General features: G+C 60.3%; 20 protein-coding genes and 1 pseudogene. 17 read left to right on the forward strand and 4 right to left on the reverse strand.

Annotated elements, in window-relative coordinates; translation table 11 throughout:
* Nucleotides 1–228: 228 nt before the first annotated feature.
* Nucleotides 229–894 carry a ribosome biogenesis GTP-binding protein YihA/YsxC gene (gene yihA / locus ACMX25_RS25415; RefSeq protein ID WP_414952781.1) on the reverse strand — a complete coding sequence of 222 codons (666 nt, stop codon included), beginning with the start codon at nucleotides 892–894 and terminating at the stop codon, nucleotides 229–231.
* 310 nt (nucleotides 895–1,204) lie between these two features.
* Here yihA and ACMX25_RS25420 point away from each other — a divergent pair, with 310 nt between their 5' ends.
* The 5 genes from ACMX25_RS25420 to msrQ all read left to right on the forward strand — a co-directional run bounded on the left by ACMX25_RS25420 (nucleotide 1,205) and on the right by msrQ (nucleotide 7,392).
* Nucleotides 1,205–1,882 (forward strand): c-type cytochrome, encoded by a 678-nt coding sequence (locus ACMX25_RS25420; protein WP_414952782.1) that lies wholly within the window; start codon nucleotides 1,205–1,207, stop codon nucleotides 1,880–1,882.
* 238 nt (nucleotides 1,883–2,120) lie between these two features.
* Nucleotides 2,121–4,349, forward strand: a complete 2,229-nt coding sequence (locus ACMX25_RS25425; protein ID WP_414952783.1) for a cytochrome c biogenesis protein ResB — start codon at nucleotides 2,121–2,123, stop codon at nucleotides 4,347–4,349.
* A gap of 4 nt (nucleotides 4,350–4,353) precedes the next feature.
* Nucleotides 4,354–5,556, forward strand: coding sequence for a c-type cytochrome biogenesis protein CcsB (ccsB, locus tag ACMX25_RS25430; protein ID WP_414952784.1), 1,203 nt, complete (start codon nucleotides 4,354–4,356; stop codon nucleotides 5,554–5,556).
* A 165-nt stretch (nucleotides 5,557–5,721) separates the two neighbouring features.
* Nucleotides 5,722–6,711, forward strand: coding sequence for a protein-methionine-sulfoxide reductase catalytic subunit MsrP (gene msrP / locus ACMX25_RS25435; RefSeq protein ID WP_414952785.1), 990 nt, complete (start codon nucleotides 5,722–5,724; stop codon nucleotides 6,709–6,711).
* Between the two features lie 15 nt (nucleotides 6,712–6,726).
* Entirely contained in the window at nucleotides 6,727–7,392 is a 666-nt protein-coding gene (gene msrQ / locus ACMX25_RS25440) for a protein-methionine-sulfoxide reductase heme-binding subunit MsrQ (RefSeq protein WP_414952786.1), read from the forward strand.
* An 83-nt stretch (nucleotides 7,393–7,475) separates the two neighbouring features.
* Here the strand turns inward: msrQ and lysA are convergent, their stop codons facing one another.
* A complete protein-coding gene (lysA, locus tag ACMX25_RS25445; protein WP_414952787.1) occupies nucleotides 7,476–8,738 on the reverse strand; it encodes a diaminopimelate decarboxylase in 1,263 nt (420 codons plus the stop codon).
* Between lysA and ACMX25_RS25450 the strand changes: the two genes are divergently transcribed.
* A complete protein-coding gene (locus ACMX25_RS25450) occupies nucleotides 8,737–9,024 on the forward strand; it encodes a hypothetical protein (RefSeq protein WP_414952841.1) in 288 nt (95 codons plus the stop codon). The genes lysA and ACMX25_RS25450 overlap by 2 nt on opposite strands.
* A 20-nt stretch (nucleotides 9,025–9,044) precedes the next feature.
* Here ACMX25_RS25450 and ACMX25_RS25455 read toward each other — a convergent pair.
* Nucleotides 9,045–9,116: pseudogene (locus ACMX25_RS25455) on the reverse strand (hypothetical protein); the annotation flags it as partial.
* 35 nt (nucleotides 9,117–9,151) lie between these two features.
* Between ACMX25_RS25455 and cyaY the strand changes: the two are divergent.
* Complete coding sequence (gene cyaY, locus ACMX25_RS25460) at nucleotides 9,152–9,469, forward strand: iron donor protein CyaY (RefSeq protein WP_414952788.1); 318 nt, start codon at nucleotides 9,152–9,154, stop codon at nucleotides 9,467–9,469.
* 42 nt (nucleotides 9,470–9,511) lie between these two features.
* On the opposite strand, the gene ACMX25_RS25465 is transcribed toward cyaY, so the two are convergent.
* A complete protein-coding gene (locus tag ACMX25_RS25465) occupies nucleotides 9,512–11,917 on the reverse strand; it encodes a penicillin-binding protein 1A (RefSeq protein ID WP_414952789.1) in 2,406 nt (801 codons plus the stop codon).
* 302 nt (nucleotides 11,918–12,219) lie between these two features.
* Between ACMX25_RS25465 and pilM the strand changes: the two genes are divergently transcribed.
* The 10 genes from pilM (at nucleotide 12,220) to ugpE (ending at nucleotide 22,892) form a co-directional block, all read left to right on the forward strand.
* Entirely contained in the window at nucleotides 12,220–13,224 is a 1,005-nt protein-coding gene (gene pilM / locus ACMX25_RS25470) for a type IV pilus biogenesis protein PilM (protein ID WP_414952790.1), read from the forward strand.
* Nucleotides 13,221–13,922, forward strand: coding sequence for a fimbrial assembly family protein (locus tag ACMX25_RS25475; protein ID WP_414952791.1), 702 nt, complete (start codon nucleotides 13,221–13,223; stop codon nucleotides 13,920–13,922). The genes pilM and ACMX25_RS25475 overlap by 4 nt, the downstream gene beginning before the upstream one ends.
* Nucleotides 13,919–14,752, forward strand: coding sequence for a type 4a pilus biogenesis protein PilO (gene pilO / locus ACMX25_RS25480; protein WP_414952792.1), 834 nt, complete (start codon nucleotides 13,919–13,921; stop codon nucleotides 14,750–14,752). The genes ACMX25_RS25475 and pilO overlap by 4 nt, the downstream gene beginning before the upstream one ends.
* The gene (locus ACMX25_RS25485) at nucleotides 14,749–16,371 is read left to right on the forward strand and encodes a type IV pilus secretin PilQ (protein ID WP_414952793.1); all 1,623 of its coding nucleotides are present in this window, start codon (nucleotides 14,749–14,751) and stop codon (nucleotides 16,369–16,371) included. The genes pilO and ACMX25_RS25485 overlap by 4 nt, the downstream gene beginning before the upstream one ends.
* Nucleotides 16,372–16,523: 152 nt before the next feature.
* Nucleotides 16,524–17,030, forward strand: a complete 507-nt coding sequence (locus ACMX25_RS25490) for a shikimate kinase (protein WP_414952839.1) — start codon at nucleotides 16,524–16,526, stop codon at nucleotides 17,028–17,030.
* 8 nt (nucleotides 17,031–17,038) lie between these two features.
* On the forward strand, nucleotides 17,039–18,115 hold the full coding sequence (gene aroB / locus ACMX25_RS25495) for a 3-dehydroquinate synthase (RefSeq protein WP_414952840.1): 1,077 nt from the start codon (nucleotides 17,039–17,041) through the stop codon (nucleotides 18,113–18,115).
* Between the two features lie 418 nt (nucleotides 18,116–18,533).
* Nucleotides 18,534–19,760, forward strand: a complete 1,227-nt coding sequence (locus ACMX25_RS25500) for a deoxyguanosinetriphosphate triphosphohydrolase (protein ID WP_414952794.1) — start codon at nucleotides 18,534–18,536, stop codon at nucleotides 19,758–19,760.
* A 75-nt stretch (nucleotides 19,761–19,835) separates the two neighbouring features.
* Nucleotides 19,836–21,158 (forward strand): sn-glycerol-3-phosphate ABC transporter substrate-binding protein UgpB, encoded by a 1,323-nt coding sequence (gene ugpB / locus ACMX25_RS25505; protein WP_414952795.1) that lies wholly within the window; start codon nucleotides 19,836–19,838, stop codon nucleotides 21,156–21,158.
* 7 nt (nucleotides 21,159–21,165) lie between these two features.
* Nucleotides 21,166–22,050, forward strand: a complete 885-nt coding sequence (ugpA, locus tag ACMX25_RS25510; protein WP_165092696.1) for a sn-glycerol-3-phosphate ABC transporter permease UgpA — start codon at nucleotides 21,166–21,168, stop codon at nucleotides 22,048–22,050.
* Nucleotides 22,047–22,892, forward strand: coding sequence for a sn-glycerol-3-phosphate ABC transporter permease UgpE (ugpE, locus tag ACMX25_RS25515; protein WP_414952796.1), 846 nt, complete (start codon nucleotides 22,047–22,049; stop codon nucleotides 22,890–22,892). Before ugpA ends, ugpE begins: the two co-directional genes overlap by 4 nt.
* The last annotated feature ends 4 nt before the right edge of the window (nucleotides 22,893–22,896 follow it).

The following is a 22,896-nucleotide window of genomic DNA, read 5'->3' on the forward strand; positions in this document are numbered from 1 at the left end:
GCAACCGCCATGGACAAGGGGCCGGACCGCCTTCAGAACCTTTTCGGGACAATGGTATATCATACCGATCGAGGTAGGCGCTTGGCGCCGAGCTCCCCGCTTCTCCTCCCTGAGCGGGTGCCTGTGATGATCGAAGGATTCGATCAGGCTGTTTGACCCGCCGTCATGCGGCGGGTTTTTTTATGCCGGGCGACGTGAGTCAATCCAACGTTCGGCACCAGATCTATCTCACTGCGCTTCGTCTTCCGGCGCAATTTCTTCCGTCGATTTCGGGATCAGCCAGCTTTCGATTTTCTCGTGGGCTTCGTCGAGCCCGACGCGCTTGAGCGCTGAGAAGAGCTGCAGCGTCAATTCGCCGCGATATCCGGCCGCCGTGTATTCCTCGAACGCTTTCTTGGTCGCGCGCAACGTGTTGATGCTTTCCTGCCGCGTCAATTTGTCGCATTTCGTCAGTAAAGCGTGAATTGGCTTTCCCGTGGGCGCAAACCACTCGAGCATGATCTTGTCGAGTTCGGTCAGCGGACGGCGCGAATCCATCATCAGGATCATGCCGACGAGCTGCGCCCGGCTCTGCAAATAGGTGGATAGCAATGCCTGCCAATGCAGCTTGGCATTACCCGATACTTCCGCGTACCCGTACCCCGGCAAATCGACCACATGCGCGCGGGGCTGGTCAGCCGGGCCTATCGCAAAGTAGTTGATGTGCTGCGTGCGACCCGGCGTCTTACTGGCGAATGCCAGCCGCTTCTGGTTGCACAGCAGGTTGATGGCAGTCGACTTGCCGGCATTCGAACGGCCCGCGAAAGCGATCTCCGGCTGGGGCGTCGGCGGCAGGTCCTTCAGGTGATTGACCGTTGTAAAAAAACGGGCTTGGTGGAGCAGAAATGACGACATGGGAAGACCGAAAGTGAAATTCTGTGGAAACTCGAGCTGTAAGGAGCCACTGAATACTGGGCTTGCCCCGACTGGCGTCTTTGCGTTTAGCGAGTTATTGTACAATACGACGGTTGTACGAAGACCAGCCAGGGCACGCAAGACCCAAGCGGGATAAGGAGTGAGACAGGTTTGACGACAGATTTCAGGGCGCGCGCCGGGTAACCTTTTATCCCGTATCGAGTCCTCTGTCGGGTGTCTTGCAGTGCATCGGTAACCGTCGTTTTGCAGAACCTCACAATTCTCACAAGACGAAAAACAGGGTACGCGAATGAACCGACTGTACAAGACTCTGATGGTCCTGGAATTAGCAGCAGCATTAGGAGCGGGGTTGGTAGGCTGGACAGTCACAGCGCAAGCGGCAGAAGCGGCTGCGCCCGGAGCCCCCGCCAAGCCAGACGTGACAAGGGGTCAGGCAATTGCCACCCAGGTTTGCGCAGCGTGTCACGGAGCAGACGGCAACAGTGCCGGCGGCGCGTTTCCGAAGCTGGCAGGCCAGCATGCCGAGTACATCGTCAAGCAGTTGAAGGATTACAAGACGCAGCCGGGCGCGAAAGAGCCGGCGCGCAAGAACCCCATCATGGCAGGCATTGCGGGCGCGTTGAACGATCAGGACATGGTCAACGTGGCCGCGTATTTTGAGACGCAGAAGGCCAAACCAGGCTACGCGCGCGACAAGAATACCGTGCCGGTTGGGCAGAAGATTTATCGCGGCGGCATTGCGGACAGGGGCGTCCCGGCGTGTGCCGCGTGTCATGGCGCGACGGGCATGGGCGTGCCGGTGCAGTATCCGCGGTTGTCGGGACAATGGTCGGACTACACGGCCGCGCAGCTCACCGCGTTTGCGCAGGGCACGCGCAACAACAGTGAGCCGATGCACACCATTGCGCTGCGCCTGAATGAGGCAGAAGTGAAGGCGGTTGCAGACTACATCGCCGGCCTTCATTGACTGTCGCTAACGGTCTGTAATGGTCCGCACGACCCGTCTGCGTCAAGTGCGGGTCTGCATTAAGATGCGCGCAGCGTCGCCCGGACGTCACATGCGCGAGTCATAGTCAAATGTCGCAGTTTGAACGATGTACGAAGCCGGTCCGACGAGGCCGGCGCGCAAAATAAGAAAAAGGGTGGGACGCCGGTCACAGACCGCTTGCGTCTCCACCCTTTTTTGCTGTTCAGCCGGAGTTTGAATGAGCGTCACCACGTCGGGATTGCAGTCGAAGTCGAGCCGTAGCAGCGTGCGTCATGCCATCGAAACAATTAGTTCGATGCGCTTCGCCATTTCATTGCTCGTCATTCTCGCGATAGCAAGCATTATCGGGACGGTTCTTACGCAAGAAGATCCGTACCCGAATTACGTCAATCAGTTCGGTCCGTTCTGGGCCGACATCTTCCGCGGCCTGAGCCTCTACAACGTTTATAGCGCGTGGTGGTTCTTGCTGATCCTGATGTTCCTGGTGTTCTCGGTGTCGCTGTGCGTGATCCGCAACGGCCCGAAGATGATCGCGGACATGAAGAGCTGGAAGGATCGAGTGCGCGAAGGCAGCCTGCGCGCGTTCCATCACAAGGGTGAATTCCCGCAAGTGGCCGGATCGCGTGCCGAGACTGCCGTCAACCTGCAACGCCTCGCGGGCAAGATGGGCTACAAGTTTGTTACGCGCGAGACGGAAAGCGGCGCGACATTGATCGCGGCCAAGCGCGGCGCGCTGACGAAGATCGGCTACATCTCGGCGCATCTGGCGTTCGTGATCATCTGCCTCGGCGGCTTGCTCGACAGCAATTTGCCGATCAAGCTGCAAATGCTGCTCTTCAACAAGACCCCGATTGCATCGAACGAAGTCATCAACGATATCGCGCCGAATCATCGGCTACCGACGTCGAATCCCACGTTCCGCGGCTACGCCTGGGTGCCGGAAGGGCAGCACGTTGCAACCGCCATCCTGAATCAGCAGGACGGCTCGCTGATCCAGGATTTGCCGTTCTCCATCCAGCTCAACAAATTCATCGTCGACTATTACTCGACTGGCATGCCGAAGCTGTTTGCCAGCGATATCGTCGTGATCGATCATGCGACCGGCAAGCGCATCCCGGCGCGTATCGAAGTGAATGAACCGTTCACCTACGATGGTATTTCGATCTATCAATCGAGTTTCCAGGATGGCGGTTCGAAGCTCTCCATGACCGCGTGGCCCATGTCCGGCGGCAGCACGAAAACCACGCCGTTCGACGGAGCGATTGGCGGCACGGTGCCAATGAGCCCGCAGATCATCGGCGGATCGGGCGAAACCGTGGAATTCACCGATTTCCGCGCGATCAACGTGGAAAACGTTACCGATGGCAGCGGCTCGATCGATACCCGCGGCGTCGGCCGGACGCAGACGCTCAAGCAAGCGTTCGACGAACGGCTCGGTTCCGGCGCGAAAACATCGAAGCCGACGGATCTGCGTAACGTGGGGCCATCGGTGCAATATAAGGTGCGGGGCACCGACGGCCAGGCGCGCGAGTTCAACAACTACATGCTGCCCGTCGACGTACAAGGCCAGCCGATGTTCCTCGCCGGCATGCGCCTGAGCCCGAACGATCCGTTCCGCTATCTGCGTATTCCCGCGGACGAGCAAAGCTCGATCAAACAGTGGATGAACCTGCGCGCCGCGCTGGAAACGCCCGCGATGCGCGACGAGGCGGCGCGCCGATTCGCGAAGCGTTCGGTGCCTGAAGCGAACGCGGACTTGCAGAAACATCTGGAGGAAAGCGCGTCGCGGGTGCTGAACCTGTTCGCGGGCGCGGACGAAACCGGCGTGGCAGCGAATCCGGGCCAACCCGGCGCGACGCTGGGCGGTTTCCAAGCAATTGCGGGTTTCATCGATAAATCCGTGCCGAAGGGCGAGCAGGAAAAGGCGGCAGGCTTATTGCTGCGTATGCTGGAAGGCGCGACGTGGGATTTGTGGCAGATTTCGCGCGCGCAGAACGGCCTGCCGGACGCGCAGCCGGATGCGAAAAACACGCAATTCGTGCAATCGTCGATTAACGCACTTTCGGACAGCTTTCTGTACGGATCGCCGGTATTTCTTCAACTCGATTCGTTCAAGCAGATCCAGGCTTCCGTGTTCCAGTTGACACGCGCACCGGGTAAAAAAGTGGTGTATCTTGGCAGCCTTCTGCTCGTGTTCGGCATTTTCTCGATGTTTTACGTGCGTGAACGTCGTCTCTGGTTCTGGCTCAAAGACACATCGACGGGCGGCACGAGCGTGTTGATGGCAATGTCCACGGCACGGCGCACAATCGATTTCGAGAAAGAGTTCGTGCGAACGCGCGACGCGATCGGCGCCATGCTGGGCGTCAAGTCTCAGCCGGCAACGTCATCACCGGAAACGCCAGTGGACCCCAAGTCCACCGGCTCGCAGGATTCAACTCGGTAAGAACATGGACCTCACACAAGCCTCTTCCCATTCGACTCTGGCGCAACAGCGCGAGGGCACCGTGCCCGTCGATCCGGATCTCTTCGACGAACGTCCGTTTCTCAAGCGTCTCGGCCTGACCGACTGGCTATTCGCGCTGGCGCTGGTCGCGGGCGCGGGTTTCGCGCTGTACCGGTATCACCCGTTCATGAACTACTACGACAAGCTGGTGCTCTGTTGCGCCGTGCCGACGTTCATGGTCCTCGGATGGCGCTGGAAGCCGGTGCGGCTGTTGATTGCGTGCATCGCGTTGTTATCGTTGTCGTCGTTGCAGCTTTATCACTCGGATCTCGCGCGCGCCGACACCAACTTCTTCCTCAAGTACTTCTTGTCCAGCCAGTCGGCCATCTTGTGGATGAGCGCGCTGCTCGTGCTGGCGACGGTGTTCTACTGGATCGGCCTGCTGTCGCGGTCACCCACGGGCGGCGCGATCGGCTCGAAGATGACCTGGGCCGCAGTGCTGATGGGCTTCACCGGCCTGATGGTGCGCTGGTACGAGTCTTACCTGATCGGTTCGGATGTGGGTCATATCCCCATTTCGAATTTGTATGAAGTTTTCGTGCTGTTCTGCCTGATTACATCGCTGTTTTATTTATATTACGAACAGCACTACAGCACGCGTGCCATGGGCGCGTTCGTACTGCTGGTGATCAGCGCCGCCGTCGGCTTCCTGATGTGGTATTCCATCGCCCGCGATGCACAGCAGATCCAGCCGCTCGTGCCCGCGCTGCAAAGCTGGTGGATGAAAATCCACGTGCCGGCGAATTTCATCGGATATGGCAGCTTTGCGTTGGCGGCCATGGTCGGCGTAGCTTATCTGGTCAAGGAACGCGGCATCCTCGCGGATCGCCTGCCGTCGCTCGAAGTGCTCGACGACGTGATGTACAAGTCGATTGCGGTCGGTTTCGCGTTCTTCACCATCGCGACCATTCTTGGTGCGTTGTGGGCTGCCGAAGCATGGGGCGGTTACTGGAGCTGGGATCCGAAGGAAACGTGGGCATTGATCGTTTGGCTGAATTACGCCGCGTGGCTGCATATGCGCCTGATGAAGGGCCTGCGCGGATCGGTTGCTGCATGGTGGGCGTTGACCGGTTTGCTGGTCACCACGTTTGCGTTCCTGGGCGTGAACATGTTCTTGTCGGGTCTGCATAGCTACGGCAAGCTGTAAGATTCGCCTCTAAGCGCTGTTTAAGAACCGCCATGCAAGATTTGCTGGCGGTTTTTTTTATTGTCTGAGCGGAATAGCTGAAACCGATTCGGTGTTTGCCACGAATATAGGTAGAGCGGCGGCGAGGTTGTCGCGGGGCGTAACAAGGATTTCAGGAGCATCGAAATGGTTATCAAACACACACGCCAGCTTTTCGGCGACGACATCGCCCGAAGCGAGATCACGCCGCGCGCGTTCTTCGAGAACCGTCGGCGCGTGTTGCGTGCTGCGGGTGCGCTGGCCGCGACGGGACTTGTCGGCATGAATGGCGAAGCGCTTGCGGCGATGACATCGCCCGATGCAAAGGGTCAGAAGCTCGCCGCGACCACGAACAAGACGTTTGTCGCGCTGGATAAAGTGACGCCGTTCAAGGACATCACGACGTACAACAACTTCTACGAGTTCGGTACCGACAAGGCCGATCCGGCGCAAAACGCGCACACGCTGCGTCCACGGCCGTGGAGGATATCGGTGGAAGGCGAGATCAAGAACGCGAAGGTGTATGACATCGACGAAATCGTGAAACTCGCGCCGCTCGAGGAACGCATTTACCGGATGCGCTGCGTGGAAGGGTGGTCGATGGTGATTCCGTGGATCGGCATTCCGCTCTCCGAGATCATCAAGCGCGCACAGCCGACGGGCAACGCAAAGTACGTGCAATTCATCACGCTCGCAGATCCCTCGCAAATGCCTGGGCTGTCCGATCCCATTCTCGACTGGCCGTATTCCGAAGGTTTGCGCATGGACGAGGCGATGAATCCCCTCACGCTGCTGACCGTCGGTTTGTACGGTGAGGTGCTGCCGAATCAGAACGGCGCGCCGGTGCGTGTGGTGTTGCCATGGAAATATGGCTTCAAGAGCGCGAAATCGATCGTGAAGATCCGATTTGTCGAGCAACAGCCGAAAACGAGCTGGAGCGAATATGCGCCGAAAGAGTACGGTTTTTACTCGAACGTGAATCCGAACGTCGATCATCCGCGCTGGAGTCAGGCAACGGAACGGCGTATTGGCGAGGACGGTTTCTTCACGCCGAAGCGCAAGACGCTGATGTTCAATGGATACGGTGACCAGGTTGCGTCGTTGTATCGCGGCATGGATCTCAAGGCGAATTTCTAGGTTTAGGGGAAGAGGATGGCTGTGGCTTCCGATGTCAAAACAAAGCCAGTACCACGCGCTGCCGCAGGCGGCACGAACTGGATCGTGCCGGCGAAAGTGGCTGTATTTCTGGGCGGTTTGTATCCGCTGGCGCGTATCGTCCTGCTGGGTTTCACGGGCGGTCTGGGCGCGAACCCGATCGAATTCATTACTCGCTCGACTGGGCTGTGGACGCTCGTGTTCCTGTGCATCACGCTTGCCGTCACGCCGGTTCGCCGGCTGACCGGCTTGAATGCGCTGCTGCGTTTTCGGCGGATGCTCGGGCTATTCGCGTTCTTCTATGTCGTGCTGCACTTCACCACGTACGTCTGGTTCGACAAATGGTTCGATGTCTTCGCCATCCTAAAAGACATCGTCAAGCGGCCGTTCATCCTGGTTGGTTTCTCGGCGTTCGTGCTGCTGATCCCACTTGCCGTGACGTCACCGAAGGCGATGCTCAGAAAACTCGGGCGCCGCTGGCAAACGCTGCATAAGCTCATCTATCCGATCGCTGTGCTTGCGATCCTGCACTTCTGGTGGATGAAAGCGGGTAAGCACGATCTCATCTTGCCGAAGATCTACGGCGCGATCGTGGTGGTGTTGCTGGCGTGGCGGGTGATTGTGTGGCTGCGCTCGCGGATCACGCAAGCACGCGCGGTTTAGCTGATCCGTAATCCGACGCGCATGAAAAAAGGGCGGTGCTCAAATGGCATCGCCCTTTTTTATGCTGATCAGATCGACCGAAATCAGTCTGGGAAAATCGATTCGCCCGCGAACAACTGCTTCACTTCTTCGCGTTCACGCACTCGCCGAGCACGTTCGCGATCGACCATCACTTCGGCGGCGCGTGGGCGCGTGTTGTAGTTCGAGCTCATGACAAAACCGTACGCGCCCGCCGAGAAGATCGCGATCAGATCGCCTTGTTCGATCGCGAGTTCCCGATCCTTGCCGAGCCAGTCGCCGCTTTCGCAAACAGGGCCGACGACGTCGTAGAGTTGCGCTTTCGTCGCGCGCTTTTCCACTGCTTCCATGCGATGAAACGCCTGATACATCGCGGGGCGCGCGAGGTCGTTCATGGCCGCGTCGACGATGGCGAAATTTTTCTCCTCGCCCGGCTTCAGGTATTCCACGCGCGTGAGCAACAGGCCCGCATTGCCGACCAGCGAGCGGCCCGGCTCGAAATACACTTCGCGATGACCGTGCCCGCGTTCATCGATATGCGCAAGCACCGCACTCACGAATTCGCCGATAGCCGGCGGCGTTTCGTCATCGTACGTAATGCCGAGACCACCGCCGACATCGACGTGATGAATGTTCGTGCCGTCCGCTTCGATCTGCTCGACGAGGTCCAGCAATTTGTCGACGGCATCGAGATACGGGCTCACTTCGGTGATCTGCGAACCAATGTGGCAGTCGATCCCGATCACGTCGAGATTCGACATGGCCGCAGCTTGCGTGTACGTTGCGCGGGCATCGGCGAAAGCCACGCCGAACTTGTTCGACTTGAGGCCCGTGGAGATATACGGATGCGTCTTGGCATCGACATCCGGATTCACGCGCAGCGACACCGGCGCTTGCTTGCCCGCGGCCTTGGCCACTTCGTTCAATGCGTGCAGTTCGGCAATGGACTCGACGTTGAAGCACTTCACGCCGGCATCAAGTGCTTCGCGCATTTCAGCCGCCGTCTTGCCGACGCCGGAAAACACGGTGTTTTCCGCTTTGCCGCCGGCAGCTAGCACGCGCGCCAATTCACCCGACGAGACGATGTCAAACCCCGCGCCCAATCGTGCGAATACGTTCAGCACCGCGAGGTTGCTGTTGGCTTTCACGGCCACGTGGATCGTGGCGCGGTGGCCAATGCAGGCATCGGCGTAAGCTTTATACGCGTCGGTCAACGCAGTGCGTGAATATACGTAGAGCGGTGTGCCGAACTGGTCGGCCAGCGACGTGGCCGAAACGCCTTCGACCTGCAGCACGCCTTCGGCGCGCGAGAACACGGATTGAGTCATGAGTTTTCTGGTTCTGCTGACGCGCTTGGCCAGTTGGGCTCAAGCGCGCAATGGCAACGATTATTCGCCGGAGGACGCGGCTTTGGGAGCCGATGCCGACGAAGGTGATGATTTCAGATTGTCGTCGGGGGAGAGCGAAAGCGCCGTGCCGGATGTGTCGGGAACGTCGCCGGTACTATCGACAGAAGAGGCCGACGATGCTGCTGCCGGCGCGGTCGCATTGCTCGCCGGCAACGGCGGCAAGCTGGCGGGACGAGCCGGAATCGGTGGTGCGACGGGCATATAAAGCGGTCCGCGCTGACCACAGGCGGCGAGCAGCGTGCCGGCGGAAATGGCCAAAGCCGCTACAATCGCGCTCATCCGGAAGACGACTTGCATAGCTGTCCCTGACTAATTAATCGATGGAGTTTAGCATGACCGACAACGAATACCTGACCCTCGCCGAGGCTGCGCTGGCGGCCATCGAGCGGGACGTGGACGGCCTTGAAGCCGATGTCGAATTCGAACGCAGCGGCAATGTTTTAACGCTCGAATTCGAGAATCGCACGAAGCTGATCGTCAACTTGCAGCCGCCGATGCACGAGCTCTGGCTCGCGGCAAAATCGGGCGGTTTTCACTACCGGTATGTGGACGGCGCGTGGCGCAACACGCGCGACGGCAGCGAGTTTTTTGAAGCGCTCAGCCAGTACGCGAGCGAACAGGCTGGCGAGCCGATTCGGTTTTCAGCTTGACTGAGCTCAGGTCCCGGAACACCCGGGGCCTGAGTTCAGGGCTTACTGCCCTTTGAACAGATTCATGATGTCCTGCTTTTCCTGCTCGCCCACTTGCGGCGCGGGCGCCGTCGATGTGCCGCTGACGTCTTCAGGCACGGCCTGACTTACGCCAATAGTTGCGATGAAACCATGGCCCGGCGTCATGTCGTCGAAATAGAGTTCGCCGCCTAGCGAGACCACATCGGGCGGCATGGTCGATTTGTATTCCGGCACGCCGCGCAACGCCCGGCTCATGTAGTCCATCCACACCGGCAGCGCGAGTCCGCCGCCCGTTTCCTTGTCGCCGAGACTGCGCGGCGCGTCGTACCCAATCCACGCGATGGCCACCAGCGAATGCTGGTATCCGGCGAACCACGCATCGTGCGAGTCATTCGTCGTGCCCGTCTTGCCGGCAAGGTCCGTGCGCTTCAACTGGTTCGTTCTCGCGCCGGTGCCGCGCTGCGCCACGCTCTGCAGCAAGCTGTTCATCACGTAGGCATTGCGCGGCGTAATGGCGAGCGGCGCGGTGTCGCCGGCGATCAGCGGCTGTGGATGCGAGACCACGGCGCCGCGCGGGTCGGTGATATCGGCGATCAAATAAGGATTCACACGATATCCGCCGTTCGCGAACACCGAATACCCCGTCGCCATTTGCAGCGGCGTGACCTGGCCTGCGCCGAGCGCCATCGGCAGATATGCGGGCTGACGTGAGGCATCGAAGCCGAACTTCGTCACATAACCCTGCGCGTACTTGGGACCGATGTTGTTCAGGATGCGGATGGAAACCAGATTCTTCGATTTCATCAGCGCGGTACGCATGGCCATGGGGCCATCGAAACCGCCGCCGTAGTTCTTCGGCTCCCACGCCTGACCACCCGTTTCAGCGGCGCTGAAGTAGAGCGGCGCGTCGTTGATGATGGTTGCCGGTGACAAGCCCTTTTCCAGCGACGCCGAATAGATGAACGGCTTGAAGCTCGAACCCGGCTGGCGCCAGGCCTGGGTGACGTGGTTGAACTTGTTCTTGTTGAAGTCGAAGCCGCCCACCAGCGCGCGGATCGCGCCGTCCTGCGGCACGATGGAAACGAACGCGCCTTCTACTTGCGGCAGCTGCGTGATGATCCAGTTGTCGTCGTCGTTTTTCATCAGGCGCACGATCGCGCCCGGCCGGATACGCTGATTCGGCTGCGCCCGCGTGCTGAGCGCGCTGGCGACAAAACGCAAGTCGTTGCCTTGAACGACTGCCACGTTGCCATCGATGAAACTCGCCTTCACTTGCTTCGGACTAGCCTCGGTGACGACCGCCGCGACGATCTCGCCGTTATCGGGATGATCGACTAAGGCATCGTCAATAGCCTGCTCGCGATCGTCAGGATCCACGGGTAGATCGATGTACGCTTCCGGCCCGCGATACCCGTGCCGATGCTCATAGTCCATCAGACCTTTGCGCACGGCGCGATACGCCGCGTCCTGATCGGCGGAATCGATGGTCGTCACCACGTTCAGGCCCAGCGTGTACGCCTCCTCGCGATACTGCGTGTACATCATCTGGCGCACCATTTCCGCCACGTACTCGGCGTGCACGCTGAACTCGCGCCCGGCGCCCTTCACCACTAGCGGTTGTTTGGCTGCGTCTTCGTATTGCTGCTGCGTGATGTAATGCAGTTCGAGCATGCGTTCCAGGATGTATTGCTGGCGCACTTTTGCGCGCTTCGGATTGACGACCGGGTTGTACGCAGAAGGCGCTTTTGGCAGGCCGGCGAGCATGGCGGCTTCGGCAAGCGTGATGTCCTTGAGGTCCTTGCCGAAATAAACCCGCGCGGCGCTCGCGAAACCATAGGCGCGCTGTCCCAGATAAATCTGGTTCATATAGACCTCGAGAATCTGGTCTTTCGTCAACGCGCGCTCGATCTTGTAGGCGAGCAGCATTTCGTAGATCTTGCGGGTGTAGGTTTTTTCGCTCGACAGGAAGAAATTTCGCGCGACTTGCATGGTGATCGTGCTTGCGCCCTGGGACGCGTGGCCGTTCGTCAACGCCACCGTGCCGGCGCGAAGGATACCGGTCAGGTCGACACCGCCGTGATCGTAGAAACGCGCGTCTTCAATGGCGAGCACCGCCTTCTTGAGGTAATCGGGCACGTCCTGGATACGCACGACGCTGCGTCGCTCATCGCCGAATTCGCCAATCAGCACATGGTCTGCCGTGTAGACCCGCAGCGGTACTTTCGGGCGGTAGTCGGTGAGCGCCTCGAGCGACGGCAGGTTGGGCTGGGCCACCACCAGCGCGTAACCAAGCACGAGCCCCGCGCTGACAATAAGCCCGACAATACAAATTAACAATCCGAGCAGAAGCCTGATCCAGAGCGGGCGAACACGCTTCGGGGAATCGGGACGACGGGACGGAGGAGACGACGGAGACTGAGATTGCATGGCACCACCAAAAAACGGTCCCGCGATTATAGCTGCCCAACTTTACGGCTTTCGTCCGGCTTACTGGGGGTGTTGCGCGCAGGTTGCGACGAAGCCTCTTTGCCACGATAAGCGTTGACGGACTGCCACAGCTAACGTTTGCATCGCTTGTTTCGTGCCCACCGGCATGGGAGCCTCTTACGCTTCTCTTGCCTTTACGTTAGCCACTTGGCCGAATGGTGGCAACCGCCGCGGCTGCTCACAATCGTTTCATTGCCAGCGCCCGAACAGTTCGGTGCGCGGCCGGGAAAGAGAGGGTGAGCATGAGTACGGAAACACTATTGCGCGGATCGGTCCTGACCGTTACGCGCCGGTTCGCGGCGGGTATCGACATTACCGAAGGGGCGCTGCGGCTCGCTGTTGTCAGCAAGCGGTTGCACGCGAACCGGCCGGTTTGCGTCGAGCGGCTGGAGGAGGTCCTGCTTGAACCGGGCGTGGTGATCGGCGGAGATTTCATCGACCAGCCGGCTATCACGGCGGCGTTGCGAGAAGCGTTTTCACGGCTGCCAGCGCGAGGCGCACTGCGCTCGCTGCGATGCGCAATGGCGTTGCTGGCATCGGCCACGCTGACCACGCGAGCGCCGCTCGCGCGGCTTACGCAGTCCAGCCAGATGGCCATTTCGGCATTGTCGGGGCGCGATCCACGTGGCTTGCTTGGACCGGCTGTGCTGGCAGAAGTCGAGCGCGTGGCGGGGATCGAGCGAGGCGCGCTGGCAGTCGACTGGTCTATCCAGGCGGGCGCGAACGGCGAGACCGAGGTATTGATTGCGGCCACAGGGAGGCAATTCGTTGAGTCGCGCGTGGAAACGGCGGCGGCCGCGAACATTATGTTGAGTGCGATCGATGGCGAACCGTGCGCGGCGCTGCAGGCCTTGCGTTATTCGGCACGCATGGAGATTGATCCGCATGACCGTTTTGTCGCTTGCTGGGTAGAGACCGCCGGGTTGCATGCCTGGGTTATCGGGCCGGACGGTGTGGAGAACGAAGTGCGTTATCCGGCGCCGGAGTATTCGAGCGCGACTGAAGCGCTGACGGATCTGGTCGGTGACGATCCGGACGTGCGCTGGATTTATATCGGCGGGGATATCGAGCTGCTCGGTCGCGCGGGTGTTTCAACGCCAATGCTTGCCGCGTTGTTCGGTTGCCCTGTCATGCCGTTTGAATGCGCGCCGTTTTGCAATGGCGCGCAACGGGTAGACCAACGTCTCGCGCATTCGCCGCTTTTCGCGGTCGCGATGGGCCTTGCGCTGCGCGAGGTGATGCCATGAGCGCGGTGGGTTTGCATGCCTTCAATCTGCTGCCGTATCGATCGGGTGCGCGGCGTCGAGCTCGCAACCAGGCGCTGGCGCTGCTCGCAGGCGCCGGTCTGGCTGGATGTGCTGCGGTCGGCGCGGTGGCGGGCTGGGATGCGCTGGAGCGGATGCACATAGAAGAGAAACGAGACTCGCTGGACATGGCGCTGCCGCAACTGAACGGGCCGATCGCGGAGCATGCGCGTCTGGTCGAGCGGCGGGCGCTGGAGCGGCGCGCGCAGAGCGCCGCCGTGCCACTAGCCGAACCGCGCGCCCGGTTTCTCGGCCTGCTCGACGCGCTCGCGCGGGGGACATCGCAGGGGAATATCGGCTTGCAGCGGGTGACCCAGCGCGTGAGCGAGGTGGAGCTTGCCGCCAGCGCGCCGGATTCGCACGCGGCCGCCGCGTGGCTGAAAGGGCTTGAAAAGGTGGCGGGCGTAGGGGCGGTGGAGATCGTGGAAATGCGGCGGCGGGTCGTTGCTGTACAGCCCTCAGCATTGGCTGTCGCGAAGCCCAATGCGGGCAATTTGCAAGGCAAGACGAGCCCCTACGATTTCATCGCGGTCGTGCATTGGACGCGTAGCGCCGGAGGAGACGCAACGCCAAAGCTCTTGAATACCGCGAGACGTGAGGCGTCGTCGAAGCCGAAGGTTGCTAGCCGGAGTCCGCGATGAACCGCTTCGCTAAATCCTCCCACGGGTTTGAATTGCTACAGCCTCTGGACGCATGGAGCGGTTTTAGGATCGCGCTCACAAGCGCCGTGGTTGCTGCGCTGCTGTTTGCTGCAGGCGTGTCATTGTGGCGTTCCTCCGATCCAGGCGGAACCGAGGCAAGCCGTTCGGCATTGCACGACGTGCAGCAACGCCTGGACCGGGCGCGAGCAGTGACTGCGCACTTACCTGCAATGCGCACGCGTTCAGGCGATGGTGGGCCGCTCATCCGCTGGACCGTTGCCGACGCACTGCACGAACTGACTGCGCTCGCCGCTCAGAGCGGTTTGCGGATCGGCATGATCGAACCGTCGGCTCAGAAGGGCGACGGGATCGAGATCGAGCGGCCGCTGAAATTTCGCGCCGAAGGTTCGTTCGGGGAAATCAGGCGGTTTCTCGATGCGCTCGAAGGGCTGCCAAGACTCGTCGTTCCGGCAGATGTAAAAATGAAACGAGCGGCGAATGCGCTTGCCCTCGATGCGACGCTCAGGGTATTCGAGGACCTCCCGGCGGTCACGCGGCCGGAGCCGTCACGCCGGGACGCGTTTGCTATCGATCCATTTGGTGTGAAGAACGGTACGGGCGTGGGTGATGGAGGCGCAATGCTGCTTGTCGGTACCTTGCGTGCCTGGCGTCGCGGGATGGCGCTGGTTGAGTCGGCTACGGGTGTCGATGGATTTTTGCCGGGCCAGATGATTGGCGACGAGCGGCTTGGCAATGTCCGTTCACGTTCGATAGAGCTCAGCCGCAACGGCGTTGCGCGGACGATCGGTTTTTCGGATGATCGGCCATGAAGATGCTCCGCCTTTTGCTGTTGTCAGGGCGTCCGGTAAGCGTGGCGCTTCGGGCTATTCGCGGGGCGGCAATCGTTTTGCGGTGGAACATTTGGGCGTGTGGTATCGCGACCGCACTCTTGCTGGGGGTCATGACCGCCCACGCCGCAATTCCTCCTTTGCCACCCTTGCCCGAGCCGTTTCCAGAGACGCTGCCCACGGATCAGTTCGCGGTTGAAGTGCCTGCGGCTGTCGCTGTGCAAGTGCCCGACGAGGACACTGCGTGGCTGACGCCAGCTTCAACAACCGCCACGCCTGCTCCGGTCGCCACACCTGATGCCACGCCTGCGCTGGAAGGGCCACCGACCCCGTTGCCGCCTGTCGAGCGTATGAGCCGTGGCTCGGTGGATTCCGCAGCTACGTCGATCGAGGACGGCATGCCGATCTCGTTGAACCTGAAAAATGCCGGCTTGGGCGCCGTGCTGCAAACCTTCGCGAAGTTTTCGGGCGTCAACATCGTGACGAGTGAGAAGATCCGTGGGACCGTCTCGCTGAATCTCGTCGATGTGCCGTGGCGGCGCGCGTTCGACACGCTGCTCGACGTCCACGGCCTGGCGATGGAGCGCCACGGCGACGTCATCTGGGTTGCGCCGCTCAGCGAACTGGCAGCGCGCGAGCGCCTTCGTTACGAAGCGCATGCGCGAGCAGCGGATCTCGAGCCGCTCGCCAGCCGTACGTTCGTTCTGCGCTATCCGCGTGCCGACGACGTCCGCAAGCTCCTGACCGGCACGGGCAGCCAGCGGGTGTTATCGAAGCGAGGTTCTGTCATGGCCGATGCCCGCACCAACCTGTTGTTCGTGACCGACCTGGACGCCCGTGTCGCGCAGATCGCAGAGCTGATCGCGCGCATCGACCAGCCGACGCCGCAGGTGATGATAGAGGCGCGCATCGTGGAAGGCGACACCGGGTTTTCGCGCAATCTCGGGGTGAAACTGTCGATGACGCCCACCGGCGACGCCGCTGCACGCGGCCTTGTAGCGGGCGCGGAGGGCGCGGTATTCGATCTATCGGCGCGGCCGATTGGCGGTTTCGACGCCGCGACGGCAGGTCTGACGCTATTCGCCGCGCAAGCTACACGCTTGCTGAACGTCGAGTTGAGCGCGCTGGAAAACGAGGGCCGCGGCGAGATTGTGTCGAGTCCTCGCGTGATCACAGCGGATCGCGTGAGGGCGGTGGTCGAGCAGGGTACGGAATTGCCGTATCAGGCGAAAGTCGGCAATGGCGTCTCAGGTGTCCAGTTTCGCCGCGCCGCGCTGAAACTGGAAGTCGAGCCCCAAATAACCCCGCATGGACACGTGATCCTGGATCTCGATGTATCGAAGGACAGCGTCGGCGAGCAGACGGCGGCGGGCCCGGCGATCAACACCAAGCACGTCCAGACGCGCGTTGAGGTGGAGGACGGGGGCACGGTGGCAATCGGCGGGATATATTCCACCGACGAGCGCGAAGATGTCACGAGGGTCCCGCTGCCCGGTAAAATCCCGGTATTGGGCTGGCTTTTTCGTCATACCGCGCGCCGTAATTCACGCAGCGAACTGGTCATTTTCATTACCCAGCACATCGTTCCGGCGCGTCTGTGAGGGCCGCCGGCAAGCCTTTCCGACTCGACAAAGCGGGGCTTTTGCCCTTAAGCTCCCGCACGAACGGGACCAGAATCGGGACCGGAATCAATCCAAAAGGAAGCGAGTTGGAAGCCGGGCAAGCGAACGCGAACGTATTTTTTGTCGGACTCATGGGGGCTGGAAAGACCACCGTGGGGCGGGCGGTCGCGCGCCGGTTACAGCGCTCTTTCATCGATTCCGACCACGAAATCGAGGCCCGAACGGGCGCGCGCATCCCGGTAATCTGGGAAGTCGAAGGCGAAGACGGTTTCAGGCAGCGCGAAGCGGATGTGATCGACGAGTTGTCGCGGCGCGAGAACATTGTGCTGGCAACGGGCGGCGGCGCGATTCTCCGCGCGGAGAATCGGGAACATCTGAAGAGTCGCGGGCTGGTGATCTACCTGCGCGCCACGCCGCACGAATTGTGGCAACGCACGCGACGCGATAAAAACCGGCCGCTGCTGCAAACCGACGACCCGCGCGGCAAGCTGGAAGCGCTCTACAAGACGCGCGATCCGCTGTATCAGGAGTGCGCGCATTTCATCGTGGAAACTGGCCGGCCGACCGTGAATAACCTCGTCAACATGGTGTTGATGCAACTGGAGATGGCCGGCATCGTGAAACCGGCTACGTCATAATGTCCGCCATGATTACCGTCAACGTCGAACTGGGCGATCGCGCCTACCCCATCCATATCGGCGCCGGGCTGATTGGCCGGACCGAGCTCTTCGCGCCGCATATCGCGGGCTCGTCGGTGGCCATTGTCACCAACACGACCGTCGATCCGCTTTACGGCGATGCGCTCCGCGTCGCGCTCGCGCCGCTCGGCAAGAAAGTCACGACCATCGTTTTACCCGATGGCGAGGCTCACAAGAATCTCGAGACGCTGAACCAGATCTTCAGCGCGCTGCTGACCGAGCGTGCCGACCGCAAGACCATGCTGATTGCGCTGGGCGGCGGCGTGATTGGCGACATGACGGGTTTTGCCGCCGCCAGTTATATGCGCGGCGTGCCGTTTATCCAGGTGCCGACCACGTTGCTCGCGCAAGTCGATTCATCGGTGGGCGGAAAGACCGGCATTAATCATCCGCTCGGCAAGAACATGATCGGCGCGTTTTATCAGCCGCAAGCGGTCATCGCGGATATTGGCGCGCTCCAGACGCTGCCGCCGCGTGAACTCGCCGCGGGTATCGCGGAAGTGATCAAGACCGGCGCAATTGCAGACAGCGAATTCTTCGACTGGATCGAGGCTAACATTCCGGCGTTGAACGATTGCGACGCCACTGCGCTGACGCATGCGGTGAAGCGCTCGTGCGAGGTGAAGGCTTCGGTCGTCGCGGCCGACGAACGCGAAGGCGGTTTGCGCGCCATTCTCAATTTCGGTCACACGTTCGGTCATGCGATTGAGGCCGGCCTCGGTTACGGCGAATGGCTGCATGGCGAGGCGGTTGGATGCGGCATGGTGATGGCGGCGGATCTATCCGTTCGGCTCGGCCGGCTCGACGAAGCGTCACGTAAGCGGCTCACGCGCGTGATCGCTGCGGCAAAGCTGCCGGTCAAGGCACCGGCGCTGGGCGCGGATCGGTATATCGACTTGATGAAGGTCGACAAGAAAGCCGAAGCAGGCGAGATCAAATTCATCCTGCTCGAGCGTTTCGGTAGTACGAAGATCACCGGGGCACCGGACGAGGTAGTGCGCGCAACGCTCGCGGCCAGCGTCTGAGCGGCTGAATTTCGCTGCGAGATGTCGGCGTTCAATCGGGGGTTGGTTTTCTTGGCGCTTGCCAGATATTGCCGGTAGCCATGGTGAAGAAGAAACCATCGCTTACGCAACACGCAAGCCGTACTACGCACTACCTTCCGGATATTGAGGCCATTCGCGCTGGCTTCGTTGACCCAGGTCGAGGCGCGGCCATCGCCATGAAGCACATGACGCCGGGTTGGAGCGACCGCCAAGCCGCGAGAGACAAGCGATTCGAGCATGGCGCTGACTTTCCATCGCGCTGACTCTGCACCATCAAACGCTGCACCGAAACAAAACCGTTGCCGCAGAGAACACGTTAAACCCACGACCAAGCCAAGTCCCAAGCAAGCAAAAACAAAGAAGCAAACAACGAAGCAACGATGATTCGGAGCAGCCGGTGAGCGACAAGACATTCCAGTTTTCCAGCATCACGCCGACGCCCTTCGCGCTCGAGGCGCATCTCGCCCCGTATGCCGCGCATTCGGCCGAGTCGCGTGGCCGCCGCTTCGAAGAAAAACCGCCTGTTGCGCGCACCGAGTTCCAGCGCGACCGAGATCGCATTGTTCACTCGACGGCTTTCCGCCGGCTCGAATACAAGACGCAGGTTTTCGTCAATCACGAGGGCGACCTGTTTCGCACGCGTCTGACGCACAGTCTGGAAGTCGCGCAGATCGCGCGCTCTGTGGCGCGCAATCTGCGCGTGAACGAAGATCTGGTCGAAGCCATTTCGCTGGCACACGATCTTGGCCATACGCCGTTCGGCCATGCCGGACAGGATGCGCTGAATGAATGCATGCGAGATCACGGCGGCTTCGAGCACAACTTGCAGAGCCTTGTGGTTGTCGATGAACTCGAAGAGCACTACGGCGCGTTCGACGGTCTGAATCTCTGCTTCGAAACTCGTGAAGGCATTCTCAAACACTGCTCGCATGAAAACGCGCTGAAGCTCGGCGCGCTGGGAGAGCGGTTTCTCAATCGCAAGCAGCCGTCGATAGAAGCCCAGATCGCCAACGTTGCCGACGAAATTGCCTACAACAACCACGACGTGGATGACGGCCTGCGTTCCGGGCTGATCACGCTCGAGCAACTGGCCGATGTCGAGTTGTGGCAGACGCACTACGAAGTCGCGCGCGGCGAATATCCGGATATCGAAGGGCGAAGACTGATTCACGAGACCATCCGTCGAATCATCAATACGTTGATCGTGGATCTGATCGAGTCGACCAGCGAGAATCTGGCGCGCTTGAATCCGCAATCCGTCGATGACGTGCGCAATGCTCCGGCGCTCGTCACGCACAGCGAGCCCGTCGCGGCCCAGGCGACCGAACTCAAGCGCTTCCTGTACAAGAACCTGTATCGCCATTACCAGGTCATGCGGATGGCTAACAAAGCGGGGCGCGTGGTGAGCGGCCTTTTCAAGGCGTTCAACGACGACCCGCGCCTGCTGCCGCCGGCTTATCAGGCGCGCGGTCCGATCGGCGAGGAGTCTGCCAACGACCCCCGCGGCAGCGAGGCTGCTTCCGGCAGCACGCAGGCACGCCTGATCGCGCATTACATCGCGGGCATGACGGATCGATACGCGTTAAAAGAATATGGACGTCTATTCGTCATAGACGACAATTAGAATGCCGCGTTCCAGACGCGTTCTGCGTTTGTCCCAATCAAAAAAACTCCACCGGGGTTCGAGGAGAGGTTACTCATGAGTAGTCGCAAGTTATTGGTCAGCGCCTTTTCCATTGCCGCTGTATTTGCTTTTAGCGCCAGTCAGGCACAAGCCGCCACTGAAATCCAGTTCTGGCACGCGATGGAATCCGCACTCGGCGAGCGCGTCAATGACATCGCAAACGATTTCAACGCGTCGCAAAGCGACTACAAGATCGTACCGGTCTTCAAGGGCAGCTACGATCAGACCATGGCTGCGGGCATTGCGGCGTATCGCAGCGGCAACGCGCCGGCCATCCTGCAGGTGTACGAAGTGGGCACGGCCACAATGATTCAGGCCAGGAAGGCCGTCATTCCGGTCTCCGACGTATTCAAGCAAGCCGGCGTTCCGCTCGATGAAAAGGCGTTCGTGCCGACCATCGCCAGCTATTACAGCGACTCGAAAACCGGTCACCTGATTTCGATGCCGTTCAACAGCTCCACGCCTGTCCTCTATTACAACAAGGACGCGTTCAAGAAAGCCGGTATCGATCCGACTCATCCGCCGAAAACCTGGGAAGAAGTCGCAGCCGATTCGAAAAAGCTGAAAGCGGTTGGCATATGCGGTTATACGTCGGGCTGGCAGAGCTGGATTCAGCTTGAGAACTACAGTGCGTGGCACGGACTGCCGTTCGCATCACAGAATAATGGCTTCGATGGCACCAACGCTGTGCTCGAATTCAACAAGCCGCTGCAGATCGCGCACATCCAGTTCCTGCAGAACATGGCGAAGGACGGCACATTCACGTACGTCGGCCGGAAGGACGAGCCTGTATCGAAGTTCTATAGCGGCGATTGCGGCATTCTCACCAACTCGTCGGGCTCGCTTGCCAACATCAAGAAGTACGCAAAATTCGATTTCGGCACGGGCATGATGCCGTACGACGCGAGCGTGAAGGGCGCACCGCAGAATGCGATTATCGGCGGCGCGAGTCTTTGGGTTCTGTCCGGCAAGGATGCTGCAACGTACAAGGGTGTCGCCAAGTTCCTGGCTTACCTGACGTCGCCGGCCGTTGCCGCCAAGTGGCATCAGGACACGGGTTATCTCCCGGTCACGACGGCCGCTTACGAGCTCACGCAAAAGCAGGGCTTCTACGAAAAGAATCCCGGCGCCGATACCGCGATCAAACAGATGCTGAACAAGCCGCCCCTGCCGTTCACGAAGGGCTTGCGTCTGGGCAACATGCCGCAGATCCGCACGATTGTTGACGAAGAACTCGAGCAGGTCTGGGCGGACAAGAAAACGCCGAAGGACGCGCTTGATTCGGCGGCATCGCGTGGTGACGACTTGCTGCGCCGCTTCGAAAAGGCCGGAAACTAAACTCGCCATGGAAAAACGATCGCGGTTCAATACGAGCCTGCTGCCTTATCTGCTGGTCGCGCCGCAACTCGCCATCACCGCGCTCTTTTTCCTGTGGCCGGCCGGCGAGGCGCTGTGGCAGGCCACGCAGACCCAGGACGCGTTCGGGACATCGAGCGAGTTTGTGGGGCTGGCGAACTTCAAGCAGATCTTCACCGATCCGCTTTACCTCGCGTCGTTCAACACGACCATCATCTTCTGCACGCTCGTGACCGTGTCGGGTCTCGTGATTTCGCTGCTGCTGGCCGCGTGCGCCGATCGGGTGACGCGTGGCAGGAAGCTGTACCAGACGCTTTTGATCTGGCCGTACGCGGTTGCGCCCGCGATTGCCGCTGTGCTGTGGTCGTTCCTGTTCAATCCGAGCATTGGTCTCGTGACCTATGCGCTCGCGAAATACGGCATTGTCTGGAACCACGCGCTCAACGGCTCCCAGGCCATGTTTTTGGTCGTGCTGGCGTCGGTGTGGAAACAGGTCAGCTATAACTTTCTGTTCTTCTATGCCGGTTTGCAGGCCATTCCGCGTTCGCTGATCGAGGCGGCGGCAATTGACGGCGCCGGGCCGGTGCGGCGGTTCTTCGGCATTGCGTTGCCGTTGCTCTCGCCAACCAGTTTCTTCCTGCTGACCGTGAACGTGGTGTACGCCTTCTTCGATACCTTCCCGGTAATCGATGCAGCGACCGGCGGCGGCCCCGCCCAGTCCACAAAAACGCTTATCTACAAGATCTTCGCTGAAGGCTTCCAAGGTCTCGATATCGGCAGTTCCGGTGCTCAGTCGGTCGTGCTGATGGTGATCGTGGTGGCGCTGACGGTCGTGCAGTTCCGCTTTATTGAACGTCGGGTGCAGTACTCATGATCGAGAACCGTCGCGGTTTTGACCTGTTTTGCCACGCGGTGCTGATCGTGGGCGTGGTGCTGGTCGTGTTTCCGGTGTACATCGCGTTCTGCGCCGCCACGATGAGCGAAAAAGAAGTATTCAGCGTGCCGATCTCGCTCATTCCGAGCACGCATTTGTTCGAGAACATCGCGAATATCTGGACGCACGGCAGCGGCAACGCGGCAGCGCCGTTCGGCCACATGCTGCTGAACAGCCTGGTCATGGCGCTGGTGATTTCGATCGGCAAGATCGCTATCTCCATGCTGTCGGCCTATGCCATTGTGTTTTTTCGCTTCCCGTTTAAAAACCTGGCCTTCTGGCTCATCTTCATCACGCTGATGCTGCCGGTGGAAGTGCGGATTTTTCCGACAGTCCAGGTCGTTTCATCGATGCATCTCAGCAACACGTACGCCGGCCTGACGCTGCCGTTGATTGCATCGGCGACGGCAACGTTTTTGTTCCGCCAGTTCTTCATGACGCTGCCCGATGAACTCATGGAGGCGGCGCGCATCGACGGCGCCGGCGCATTGCGGTTCTTGTGGGACGTGGTATTACCGCTGTCGAAGACGAACATTGCCGCGCTTTTCGTGATCACGTTCATCTATGGCTGGAACCAGTATTTGTGGCCAATCCTGATCACGAGCGACCAGTCGCTGCAAACAGCGGTGGTCGGCATCAAGAGCATGATCGCTTCTGGAGACACCGCCACCGAGTGGCATCTGGTGATGACCGCGACGTTGCTGGCCATGTTGCCGCCGCTCGCGGTTGTGCTGACGATGCAGCGCTGGTTCGTGCGCGGTCTCGTCGATTCCGAAAAATAACGGA

This window comes from Caballeronia eucalypticola (assembly GCF_047608185.1).
Classification (GTDB): Bacteria; Pseudomonadota; Gammaproteobacteria; order Burkholderiales; family Burkholderiaceae; genus Caballeronia.